At 65.8% G+C, this 11,209-nt stretch carries 12 protein-coding genes and 1 pseudogene; 10 read left to right on the top strand and 3 right to left on the bottom strand.

What is annotated here, in order from left to right:
• Position 1: 1 nt before the first annotated feature.
• The 3 genes from ACN0RC_RS01210 to ACN0RC_RS01200 are packed head-to-tail and all read left to right on the top strand — an operon-like array spanning position 2 to position 2,900.
• Positions 2-1,138, top strand: coding sequence for a cysteine desulfurase family protein (locus tag ACN0RC_RS01210; protein WP_417508230.1), 1,137 nt, complete (start codon positions 2-4; stop codon positions 1,136-1,138).
• A 30-nt stretch (positions 1,139-1,168) separates the two neighbouring features.
• Positions 1,169-2,110: a glycosyltransferase family 2 protein gene (locus tag ACN0RC_RS01205; RefSeq protein WP_417508229.1), complete on the top strand. Its 942-nt coding sequence runs from the start codon at positions 1,169-1,171 to the stop codon at positions 2,108-2,110.
• Between the two features lie 16 nt (positions 2,111-2,126).
• Complete coding sequence (locus tag ACN0RC_RS01200) at positions 2,127-2,900, top strand: SDR family NAD(P)-dependent oxidoreductase (protein ID WP_417508228.1); 774 nt, start codon at positions 2,127-2,129, stop codon at positions 2,898-2,900.
• Positions 2,901-2,903: 3 nt separating this feature from the next.
• Here ACN0RC_RS01200 and ACN0RC_RS01195 read toward each other — a convergent pair whose 3' ends face one another.
• Complete coding sequence (locus ACN0RC_RS01195) at positions 2,904-4,952, bottom strand: ABC transporter ATP-binding protein (RefSeq protein ID WP_417508587.1); 2,049 nt, start codon at positions 4,950-4,952, stop codon at positions 2,904-2,906.
• A gap of 229 nt (positions 4,953-5,181) precedes the next feature.
• Here ACN0RC_RS01195 and ACN0RC_RS01190 point away from each other — a divergent pair, with 229 nt between their 5' ends.
• Positions 5,182-6,588, top strand: coding sequence for a DHA2 family efflux MFS transporter permease subunit (locus ACN0RC_RS01190; protein WP_417508585.1), 1,407 nt, complete (start codon positions 5,182-5,184; stop codon positions 6,586-6,588).
• A 26-nt stretch (positions 6,589-6,614) separates the two neighbouring features.
• Here ACN0RC_RS01190 and ACN0RC_RS01185 read toward each other — a convergent pair whose 3' ends face one another.
• Positions 6,615-6,785 carry a hypothetical protein gene (locus ACN0RC_RS01185; protein WP_417508227.1) on the bottom strand — a complete coding sequence of 57 codons (171 nt, stop codon included), beginning with the start codon at positions 6,783-6,785 and terminating at the stop codon, positions 6,615-6,617.
• Positions 6,786-6,880: 95 nt separating this feature from the next.
• Between ACN0RC_RS01185 and ACN0RC_RS01180 the strand changes: the two genes are divergently transcribed.
• From ACN0RC_RS01180 to arfB, 6 genes and pseudogenes are all read left to right on the top strand, one after another.
• Complete coding sequence (locus ACN0RC_RS01180) at positions 6,881-7,408, top strand: DUF6328 family protein (protein WP_417508226.1); 528 nt, start codon at positions 6,881-6,883, stop codon at positions 7,406-7,408.
• A pseudogene (locus ACN0RC_RS01175) lies at positions 7,405-7,968 on the top strand (1-acyl-sn-glycerol-3-phosphate acyltransferase); the annotation flags it as partial. The gene ACN0RC_RS01180 and the pseudogene ACN0RC_RS01175, both read left to right, overlap by 4 nt.
• Before the next feature lie 105 nt (positions 7,969-8,073).
• Positions 8,074-8,430, top strand: coding sequence for a GNAT family N-acetyltransferase (locus tag ACN0RC_RS01170; protein ID WP_417508583.1), 357 nt, complete (start codon positions 8,074-8,076; stop codon positions 8,428-8,430).
• Between the two features lie 109 nt (positions 8,431-8,539).
• Entirely contained in the window at positions 8,540-8,839 is a 300-nt protein-coding gene (locus ACN0RC_RS01165) for a Fe-S cluster assembly protein HesB (protein WP_417508225.1), read from the top strand.
• 132 nt (positions 8,840-8,971) lie between these two features.
• Positions 8,972-9,520 (top strand): type 1 glutamine amidotransferase domain-containing protein, encoded by a 549-nt coding sequence (locus ACN0RC_RS01160; protein WP_417508224.1) that lies wholly within the window; start codon positions 8,972-8,974, stop codon positions 9,518-9,520.
• A 39-nt stretch (positions 9,521-9,559) separates the two neighbouring features.
• Positions 9,560-10,003: an alternative ribosome rescue aminoacyl-tRNA hydrolase ArfB gene (gene arfB / locus ACN0RC_RS01155; protein WP_417508223.1), complete on the top strand. Its 444-nt coding sequence runs from the start codon at positions 9,560-9,562 to the stop codon at positions 10,001-10,003.
• A gap of 6 nt (positions 10,004-10,009) precedes the next feature.
• On the opposite strand, the gene ACN0RC_RS01150 is transcribed toward arfB, so the two are convergent.
• Positions 10,010-11,140, bottom strand: a complete 1,131-nt coding sequence (locus tag ACN0RC_RS01150; RefSeq protein WP_417508222.1) for a magnesium and cobalt transport protein CorA — start codon at positions 11,138-11,140, stop codon at positions 10,010-10,012.
• Positions 11,141-11,209: the final 69 nt, after the last annotated feature.

Here is an 11,209-nt window from a genome sequence, read left to right as displayed (position 1 = left end):
CGTGCTCTATCTCGATCACGCAGCGACATCCCCGGTGCGTCCGGAGGTGCTCGAAGCGATGCATCCGTACCTCACCGGGATCTTCGGCAACCCTTCGAGTCACCACACCGTCGGCGAAGCCGCCGAGAGAGCGCTCGAGGATGCCAGGTCACGGGTTGCGCGAGTGCTCGGGATGCGCACGGGCGACGTCATCTTCACCGCAGGAGGAACCGAGGCCAATAACCTCGCGGTGAAGGGCATCGTGCTGGCTGCGCTGGCGAACGGTCGGCACCACCTGGTCACGACGCCGATCGAACACGAGTCGATTCTCGAATCCGCAGCCTTCCTCGAGCGGTTCCACGGTGTGACGGTGACGCATCTGCCGGTTGACGAGGCCGGACGCGTTTCACCGGATGCTCTCGCCGCCGCGCTGCGTGAGGACACCGCGCTCGTCTCGCTCGGGCATGCGAACAATGAGATCGGCACGGTGCAGGATGCCGCATCCCTCACCCAGGTCGCGAGGGAGGCACGCGTGCCGCTGCATCTGGATGCGGTGCAGTCCGCCGGGTGGCTCCCTCTCGCTGGCCTCGGTGCGGATGCCGTGTCGATCGCCGGCCACAAGCTCGGCGCGCCCAAGGGCATCGGCGCGCTCGCCGTGCGCGGCCGCGTGCCGCTCGAGCCTCTGCTGCACGGCGGCGGACAGGAACGCGGGCGCCGCTCAGGGACAGAGAACGTTGCCGGCGCCGTCGGACTCGCGACCGCCCTGGAACTCGCTGACGCCGAGCGTTCCTCGCGTGCGGAGCACGTGGGCGCACTGACCGCACGGTTCATCACGAGAGTTCTGGAACTGCTGCCGCACGCGGCGCTGACCGGCGACCCGGCGAGCAGATTGCCGGGCGTGGCGAGCTTCACCCTCGCAGGCGTCAGCGGCGAGAGCGTACTGCTCGAGCTCGAGCGCCGCGGAGTGATCTCATCGAGCGGTTCGGCATGTGCGGCCGGCAGTGACGAACCCTCGCACGTGCTGCTCGCGTGCGGCATCGCCCCCGAGATCGCCCAGACCTCGGTCCGTTTCACCTTCGGTCACGAACCGCTGCCGGAAGATGCGCCAGAGCGCCTCGCCGCTCTGGTGGCGGATGCTGCCGCCGCTGTCTCGGGCTGACCCGATCCTCTGGCCCCTAGACTCTTGTGCGTGTCAGACCCGATCGTCACGCTCATCGTCCCCGGCCGCGACATCGAGTCCTTCGCGCCCGCGGCAATCGCGTCACTGCGCGTGCAGACCGAGCCTCGCTGGCGGGCGATCCTCGTCGATGACGGATCCATCGACGACACGGGTGACATCTTCCGCGCCGCCACCGCCGCGGACGAGCGCTTCACCGTCATCTCCCACGAACACGCCCACGGTCTCGGGGCGGCACGCAATGCCGGACTCGCCCGGGTCGATACGGAGTTCGTCGGTTTTCTCGACGGCGACGACGAACTCACCCCGAACGCGCTCGAACGCCTGATCACGACGATCACCGCGACGGGCAGCGATTTCGTCGCCGGTGCCTATGTGCGGCTGCGCCCACAGGGTGATGGCTACACGGCCGGACGCGTGCAGCCGTGGACGACGGCCGCCACAGACCCCGAGCGGTTGCGCACGAACATCTTCGATCATCCGGCGGCATCCGCGAATATCGTCGCCTGGTCGAAGCTGAGCCGCACCGCCTTCTGGGAGGGCGAGCGCTTCCCCGAGGGCGTTGCCTACGAAGACCAGATCGTCGCGCAGCGAATGTACACCCGCGCATCCGCCTTCGACGTCATCCCCGACGTCATCGTGCGCTGGCGCCTGCGGGCTGACGGCTCCTCCATCACGCAGAGCAAGTCACAGCTTCCCGTGCTGCGCGACTATCTCGCAGCTCTCCGCGGCGGCATCCAAGTGCTGAGAGATGCCGGTGCGCACGCGGCGGTGACCGCGCGGATCGATCTCATCCTCGCGATGGACATGGCCCCGCTCGAGGAGATCGCAGCAGTGCACCCCGACCCCATCTATGGCGCGGAAGTCGCCGCATTCCTCAACGACCTTCGCGCCTTCCCCGAATTCGCCGACATCCATCCTGACCCTGATCTGGCCGCCGCTCTCTCGTGGTGACGCTCGTGGAGACCCTGTGAACACCTACCTCGATTCCCTCTTCTCTCTCGCGGGCCGCACCGCGATCGTCACCGGCGGCAGCTCCGGCATCGGACGCGGCATCGCCACAGCGCTCGCCCGCGCAGGCGCGGCAACTGTCATCGTCGCCCGAGGAGAGGATCGCGTCGACGAGACCGTCGCCGAGCTGACCCAGATCGGATGCCGCGTCGCAGGCGTCATCGGAGACCTCAGCACCCGCGACGGAATCCGCTCGCTCGCCGAAGCCGCGATCGCACCATTCGGCGAACCCGACATCCTCGTGAACTCGGCCGGTATCAACATCCGCCCGCCGTACCCCGAGATCACCGAGGACCACTGGGATGCGACGATGACCGTCAATGCGCTGGCACCATTCCTGCTCGGTCAGCGCTACGCGAAGGGCATGGCTGAGCGCGGCTACGGACGGCTCATTCACATCAGCTCGCAGCAGGCCCATCGCGCGTTCGTCGGCAGCGGCATCTACGGCGTCTCCAAAGGCGCGGTGGAGTCGTTGATGCGCTCAGAAGCCGAGGCGTGGGGCGGCACCGGCGTGACCAGTAACACTCTCGTTCCAGGGTTCGTCCTCACCCCGCTGAACGCCCGCCTGCAGGAGGACCCGGAGAAGATCGCCGAACTCGCCGCACGCACGATGATCGGGCGCAACGGGCTTCCCGATGATTTCGCCGGTGCCGCGGTGTTCCTCGCCGGCGCCGGGTCGGCGTATGTGACCGGCCAGTCGCTGTTCGTCGACGGGGGAATGTCGTCGCACTGAGGCTCACCCGTCCGCGGGGTACACCCTCTGGTCGACGCCCTGACCATCCAGCAGCGGCACCGGCGCGGTGAGAGCATCCACGGCATCCTCCGCCACCGAGCCCTGCGGTGCGCGGTCGGCCCGGCGGTCGGCGAAGGCCGCCATCAACCCGCCGCTGACCGACTGCTCGATCTTCTTCTCCGTGTCGAAGATCTGCGACGCTGCCACCTGCTGCGCGGCGAGCTCTGCATACAGGCCGCCGGCGGCGAGCAGCTCTGCGTGCGTCCCTGACTCGACGATCTGCCCGGCCTCGACCACGTGGATGACATCTGCCCCCATCACCGTCGAGAGCCGGTGCGCGATCGAGAGCACGGTCCGGCCTCTCGCCGCCTCATCGATGGCCTCCTGCACCACCCGCTCTGAGACCGTGTCCAGGGCCGAAGTGGCTTCGTCGAGCAGCAGCACCGGCGGATCCTTCAACAGCACCCGCGCGATGGCGATGCGCTGCTTCTCCCCTCCGGAGAGCCGGTAGCCGCGTTCTCCGACGACGGTGTCGTAGCCGTTCTCGAAGCTGGCGATGATGTGGTGGATGTTCGCCGCTTCGCATGCCGCGACCATCTCCGCCTCCGACGCATCCGGCTTCGCGTACATCAGGTTCTCGCGGATCGTGGCGTGGAAGAGGTATGTCTCCTGTGACACGATCCCGACATCGTCGATGATCGAGCTCTGCGTCAGCGTGCGTACATCAGCGCCGGCGAAGAAGACGGCGCCGCCGTGCGCTTCGTAAAGCCGTGGAGCGAGATACAGCACGGTCGTCTTGCCCGCACCCGACGGGCCGACGAACGCGACGTGCTGCCCTGGCCTCGCGGTGAACGAGATTCCCTGCAGCGTCGGGCGGGTGTCCGGTGCGGCATCCGGATATCGGAAGACGACATCCCGGAACTCGATCTGTCCCCTGGGCCCTGGCGCCTGCGACACCGGGATCGCATCGGGAGCATCCGCGATCTCTGGCACCAGATCGAGATACTCGAAGATGCGCGCGAACAGCGCCTGCGAGGTCTGCAGGTCGAGCGAAACGCGCATAAGCCCCATCAATGGCTGCAGCAGTCGCGCCTGCACGGTCGTGAACGCGACGACCGTTCCGGCGGTGATCGCCCCTTCACCCCCGGCGATCAAGTACCCGGCGACCAGATAGATCACGGCCGGGACGGATGCCATCAGCACCTGCACCACCGCGAAGAAACCCTGGCCGCTCATGGCGCGGCGCACCTGCAGCGTCACTTGATTGCGGTTCTCGGCCTGGTACCGGTCGGATTCGGTCTGCTGCCGGTTGAACGACTTCGACAGCAGCATCCCCGACACGCTCAGCGTCTCCTGCGTGATCGAGGTGAGCTCCGACAGAGATTCCTGCGTCTCCCCCGCGATGCGTGCGCGCACCTGCCCGACCTTGCGCTGCACGATGATCAGGAAGGGCATCAGTACGACGGCGATGATCGTCAGCCGCCAGTCGATGATGATCATTGCGACGAGCGACGCGATCACCGTGACCACATTGCCGAGAATGCTGGTGACGGTGTTCGTCAGCACACCCGAGACCCCGCCGACGTCGTTCTGCAGCCGGGACTGGATGACGCCGGTCTTCGTGCGCGTGAAGAACCCGAGCTCCATCGCCTGCAAGTGCTCGAACAGCCGAACGCGCAAGTCGCCGGTGACACTGTTGCCCACGGTCGAGGTGAGCCAGGTCTGCGCGACGCCGAGCCCGGCCGAGAACAGGAATAGCCCGACCATGGTGAGAACGAGTCGGATCAGAAGCCCGATCTGCGGCCCGCCGCCGTCGACGGGAAAGAGCGCGTCGTCGAAGATGCGCTGCACGATCAGCGGGGGGATGACGGCGATCGCCGCGCCCACGATGACGAGCGCACCGGTGATGATGATGCGAGCGAGGTACGGGCGGAACAGTGCGACCACGCGTCTGCCGAGCCCCTCGATCTTCGGCGCCTGCGCATTCAGCTTCTTCTGCGCCGCCGCGTCTACACCGCGGAATCCCGCGCCTCCGCCTCGTCCGCCGCCCATGCTCATGCGCTCAGCCTAATCCGCAGAAAATCTCTCGAGCGGGGAATGAGAGCGCGACATGCAGGGTTATCCTGAGATGTCGTGCACGAGAGGATGCCGGATCTGACGGCTCCTTCTCTGGCCTTCCGCCACCCCCTGTCGCTGAGGAGACGCTTTGGCCACCACACCCACCGATACTGTTCCCACCGTGAACGTCGTGAAGAAGGAACCGCTGATCGCCGCATCCGACATGCGGGTGATCTGGCTGCTGCTGGTCGCCGCCTTCGTCGCGATCCTCAACGAGACGACGATGGGTATTGCAATTCCCCATCTGAACGCCGATCTCGGCATTCCGCCAGAGCTGGGTCAATGGCTCACGAGCGCGTTCATGCTCACGATGGCCATCGTCATCCCCACCACCGGTTTCCTGCTCCAGCGCTTCACCACCAGGCAGATCTTCATCGCTGCGATGAGCGCGTTCTCACTCGGCACGCTGGTCTGCATGCTCGCGCCCGGATTCGAGATCCTGCTGGTCGGACGCGTCATCCAGGCCGCCGGCACCGGAATCATGATGCCGCTGCTGATGACGACCATGATGAACGTGGTGCCGCCCCAGTCCCGCGGCCGCATGATGGGCCGCGTCGGCCTGGTCATCTCGCTCGCTCCCGCGATCGGACCGACGCTCGCGGGCGCTGTGCTCGACGCGTTCAGCTGGCGTGCGCTCTTCGTCATCGTGCTTCCGATCGCCCTCATCGCGCTCGCGATGGGCGCGAAGTGGATGACGAACCTCGGTGAGACCAAGGATGCTCCGATCGACATCCTGTCGATCGTGCTGTCGGCCTTCGGCTTCGGCGGTTTCGTCTACGGGCTCAGCCAGTTCGGCGGAGAAGGCTCGACGGGCGAAGTCATCGGCATCGTCTCGCTCGTGGTGGGCGTCATCTCTCTCGCCCTGTTCGTCTGGCGCCAGCTCGTGCTGCAGCGCGTGGACGACGCTCTGCTCGACCTGCGCGTCTTCCTCAGCCGCAACTACACGATCTCCGTCATCGTGATGGCGATCCTCGCGCTGTCGATGTTCGGCACACTGGTTCTCCTTCCGCAGTACCTGCAGAACGTCGCAGGGCTCGACGCGCTGCAGTCCGGCCTGATCCTGCTGCCGGGTTCGGTACTGATGGGTCTGTTGGGTCCGATCATGGGCCGCATCTACGACGCCCGCGGCACACGCACACTACTCATTCCCGGAACGATCATGGTGTCGGCCGCGCTGTTCTTCTACGCCACGATCGGCGAGCACACCGTCTGGTGGCTGCTGGTGATCGCGCAGACCGTGATCTCGGTGGGATTGGCGATGTCATTCACGCCGCTGTTCTCCGCATCGCTCGGATCGCTGCGCCGCCACCTGTACTCGCACGGTTCGGCCGCGCTGAACACGATCCAGCAGGTGGCCGGCGCCGCCGGTGTCGCACTGCTGACGGTCATCTACTCGTCGACCCTGCACGCGGGTGAGCAGCAAGGACTTGAGACAGCCGCCGCAGGTGCGCCCGGAGCGCGCATGGCGTTCCTCATCGCAGCGATCGTCTCACTGGGCGCTGTCGCGCTGAGCGCGTTCGTCCGCAAGCCCGCAGACGACATCGACTCCGAGTCCGCTGGCGGGCACTGACTGCCGGCGTCGGTGCCGGGTGAGACTTACTCGCCCGGCATCGCGCAGGATCCGCCGCCGCAGCAGCCCCCTGCGCTCTCATCGCCCAGCAGGTTGAGTCCTGCGGGAGCCGTCAGCTGCTGCGTCTTCTGCACAGCGTCAGCCTGCGCGGCGTCCGCGTCAGTCTGCACAGCATCCGTCGTCCGAGTATCGGTCATGGCTCCATGCTACGCCGGTTTCCGTATGGCGGCACATCGAGCGCGATGAGGTCAAGGGACTGGACACGAGCGAGCGCACCCCGAACACTTGGCCCATGAAACAAGAGGGCGCCCTCGGCGACGCGCTGAGTGAAGATGGTCGCGACGAGACAGCGAATGAGCGGGCTGACCGCAACTGGGAAGAGCTCATGCAAGAGCTGCGCGTCATGCAGACCGGAACCCAGATACTGTCGGGTTTTCTGCTCGCGGTGGCGTTCCAGCCACGATTCGATGAGCTCGATCCGCTGCAGGTCGGGCTGTATCTCGCGCTCGTCGGTCTCGCGGCACTCGCGACGATCCTCGCGCTCGCGCCCGTCGGCATGCATCGGTCCCTGTTCGGTCGTCGGCAGAAACCCGCGCTCGTGCGGATCGCCCACCGTCTGGTCAAGGCGAACCTCGTCGTCGTCGGCGCCCTCAGCGTCGGGGTGACCGTGCTGATCGTCGACTTCACCCTGGACCGCACGTTCGCGGTCGTCATCCTCATCGTGGGATCGCTCGTCGTCGTCGGATTGTGGTTGGTGCTGCCACTGCTGGTGTCACGTGGTGCAGAACGGGACGCCCGCACGCATACGGTTGAGACATGATTCGACGTCTCCTCGCGCGAGCCTTCTGGGCACTCAGCCGATGGAAGCTGGTCAGCGAGCCAGCGCCTGCCAATCCCACAGTTCTGATCGGCGCTCCGCACACCTCGAACTGGGACTTCGTGCTCATGCTCGCCATCGCCTGGCGGCTGGGAATCGACTTCCGTTGGCTGGGCAAAGCGAGTCTGTTCGCCAGCTGGCGCGGCCCGCTGATGCGTGCGCTCGGTGGCATCCCCGTGGATCGCGCTGATCCGGGCCGGGTCGTCTCCGATGTCGTCGCGCTGATCCGCGAGGGTGAGGTGTTCGGTCTCGTGGTGACGCCGGATGGAACGCGAAGCAACACCGCGTACTGGAAGTCCGGCTTCTACCGCATCGCGCAGGAGACCGGGATGCCGCTGACCCTGGGCTACGTCGATCGAACCACCATGACCACCGGACTCGGGATGACCATCGAGACCACCGGCGATATCACTGCGGATATGAATCGCGTCCGGGAGTTCTACGCCGACAAAGCCGGCTTCCACCCGAAGCGGCGCCGCGAACCACGCCTGCGAGAAGAGGGTCCGCGCATCGCGCTGCGTCGCATCACGAAGGATGACGCGGGCGAGATCCTCACGATCCAGCGCGCCGCCTTCGTCTCTGAAGCGCTCATCTACGGCAGCGCAGACATGCCGCCGTTGACCCAGACCCTCGAGCAGTTGCGCGCGGAGATCTCTGAGAACGCCGGTTGGGTCGCCACCGCTGACGGGCGCCTCATCGGTGCAATCCGTGCTGTCGAAGACGACGAGCTCTTGCTGATCGGTCGAATCGCCATCGCGCCCGACATGCAGGGCGAAGGCGTCGGACGCGCGCTGCTCGAAGCTGCGGAGAACGGCAGCACTGCAAGCGAATCGGAGCTGTTCACCGGCAGCCTCAGCGAAGCGAACATCCGCCTCTACGAATCATGCGGCTACGTCGAGACGCGCCGGGTGCCGCAGGACGACGGCACCGAGCAGGTTTTCCTGCGCAAGAACCTGCGCACATGAGAGGTTCCTCACAATCTTGCCGCTGAGCTTGAAGACGACGGCGCTGTGCGGAATCGTGGGCCGGACATGTTCTGTCCGGAGCATGTCCGCAACACGGAAGGAGAGCGCTGTGCTCACCCTGACCGAGAATGCAGATGCCGTCGTCACCACGATCGTCGGCCGAGAGGATGCCAGCGCAGAGGCGGGGCTTCGCATCCAGACCGCGGAAGGGCAGGGACCGAACGGCGAAGCACGTTTCGCCGTTCACATCGCGCCCTCCCCCGAACCCGCAGATATCGTCATCGAGGGTCCCGGCAGCCGGGTATTCCTGGAGGATGACGCCGCCGAGGCGCTGTCCGACAAGGTCCTCGATGCGGGCGTCGATGAGCAGGGAGCCGTGAGCTTCACGATCCTGCCGCAGCCGCTCTGATCCACAGCCTTACAAGAGGGTGGGATGCTTCGGCATCCCACCCTCTTCGCTTTCATTCGTCAACCCCCTGGGGCGTCATCAACCGATCGACGATGGTGAGGGGAACGAAAACCGCGAACGAGGAGGATGAACATGGCAGAACTCGAAGGTAAGAACGTGGCCTTTCTGCTCACCGACGGATTTGAGGACAGTGAGCTGACGAGTCCGTGGGGTGCGGTCACGCAAGCGGGTGCCCGAGCGCGGCTCGTGTCGCCGGCCGACCAGAAGGTCACGGGGAAGAACGGACACACACAACCGGTGGATCAGGCTGTCGCCGAGGCGGATGCGTCGGCTTTCGATGCGCTCGTCCTGCCCGGCGGCGTCGTGAACGCAGACCATCTGCGATTGGATCAGGATGCCGTCGCGTTCGCGAAGGCGTTCTTCGAAGCACAGAAGCCGGTAGCGGTGATCTGCCACGGTGCGTGGATCCTCATCGAAGCGGACGTCGTGCGAGACCGGACGATCACCAGCTATCCGAGTCTGCGAACCGATCTCCGCAACGCCGGAGCCACGTGGGTGGATGAGGAGGTCGTCGTCGACGAGGGCCTGGTCTCGAGCCGGACGCCGGATGACCTGCCCGCGTTCAACGCCAAGACCATCGAGGAGATCGCCGAGGGTCCGCACGCGGGACAGCACGCCTGAGCACTGAAGGCTGCACACTGATTGCGGCAGACTGGTCGTGTGGAAGACCTGCACGTGCCCGGCGGCCCCGGAGCGCCCCGTGGCCTCCGGGTGCCGGCCAGTGAGCTCGTCGAGCAGTTCTCACGATCGTCTGGTCCGGGTGGTCAAGGTGTGAATACCACCGACTCTCGCGTGCAGTTGAGTTTCGACGTCGGTACGACAAGTGCGTTGGACGACGTACAGCGAGAGCGTGTTCTCGACTACTTCGGCTCGCGTCTTGCCGGCACCGTGCTCATCGTCAGCACCAGTGAGCAGCGATCCCAACGGCAGAACCGCCTCGCAGCGAGGGAGCGCCTCGCTGAGCTTCTCCGCGAGGCGGTCATGCCGGCTGTCGCCCGGCGGTCGACTCGGCCGACGAAGGGCTCTCAGCGACGGCGGCTCGAGGGAAAACGGCGACGGTCACAGACTAAGAGCGGCCGTCGGCGCCCTGGCGAGCAGGACTGACTGAGGTCAGATCCACTTGCTGCGTTTGAAGACGGTATAGAGCACTGCCGCCAGCGCCAGCATCAGTCCAAGGGCGAACGGGTAGCCGAACGCCCAGTGCAGCTCAGGCATCTCATCGAAGTTCATGCCGTAGACGCCACCGATCAGCGAAGGGGCGAAGAGGATCGCCGCCCAGCCGGAGATCCGCTTCATGTCTTCGTTCTGCCGCTGATTCACGAGGGTTGCGTTGACACTCAGAATCTGGGTGAGAGCGTCGCGCAAGCCGGATGCTTTCGTGTCTGCCTGCACGAGCCTGTCGGCGACATCATCGAGGCGCGTGCGCAGCTCTTGCGAAATCTCGTGCCCACTCGGCTCGGAGCGAAGCAGATCGACCGCTTCCGTCAGCGACGCGATCGCCTGCTGCATCTCCACGACCTCGCGGCTCAGTCGGTAGATGCGCTCCGTGACCGTCGCGTCGCCGCCGAAGACCTGGCGTTCGATCTCTTCGCGGTCTGTGGAGATGCCGTTCAGCACCGGGCCGTAGCCGTCGACGATCGCATCGAGGAGCATGTAGACGACGGCCACCGGCCCCATCTTCAACAGGCTCTGGTCAGTGAGCATGGCGCGCTCACGATCTCCGAAATCGACCTCGCGCTGGTCGTTGCCATCGTGGCCATCGTGCGTCGAGTGCTCGGGCCGGCGTAGCCACCGGGAATCCTGACAGAGCACGGCAACTGCTCCCGGGCGCAGTAGAACGTGGAACTCGCCGAAGTCCACGGCCTCACTGTCGTCGAGGTACCGCGCTGCTTTCGCCACGACGAAGAGCGTGTCGCCGTAGCGCTCGAGTTTGGGACGTTGCCCGGCGTTCAGCAGGTCGTCGACCAGCACCGGATGCAGCGCCCACGCCTCGGCGAGTTCTTCGATCTGCGTCGCAGTGGGCTGCGAATAGAGGAACAGCGCCATCTGATCGCTGTTCTGCGCTGCGACAGCGGTTGCGTCAGTGACCGTGAGGTCATCCGGGACGCGAGTAGGCACCCCGTTGTGAACGAATCTCACGAGCTTGCCCGTGACGTACTTTGATTCTTCGGGGACGTCGTCACGAGCATGACGGTGAAAGAGCCCGCCGATCCCGAGATCGCTCTGCCACAGCTTGCGCATCGGACCCTCCGTCTTCACGTCGTCGCTACGAGTCGACCATAGCCGAGCCGGGAGACACCGTCGTGGGCG

It is taken from the genome of Microbacterium sp. (genome assembly GCF_048259935.1).
Classification (GTDB): domain Bacteria; phylum Actinomycetota; class Actinomycetes; order Actinomycetales; family Microbacteriaceae; genus Microbacterium.
Note: the sequence above shows the minus strand (reverse complement) of the source record. Positions and strands in the feature narration are given on the sequence as shown.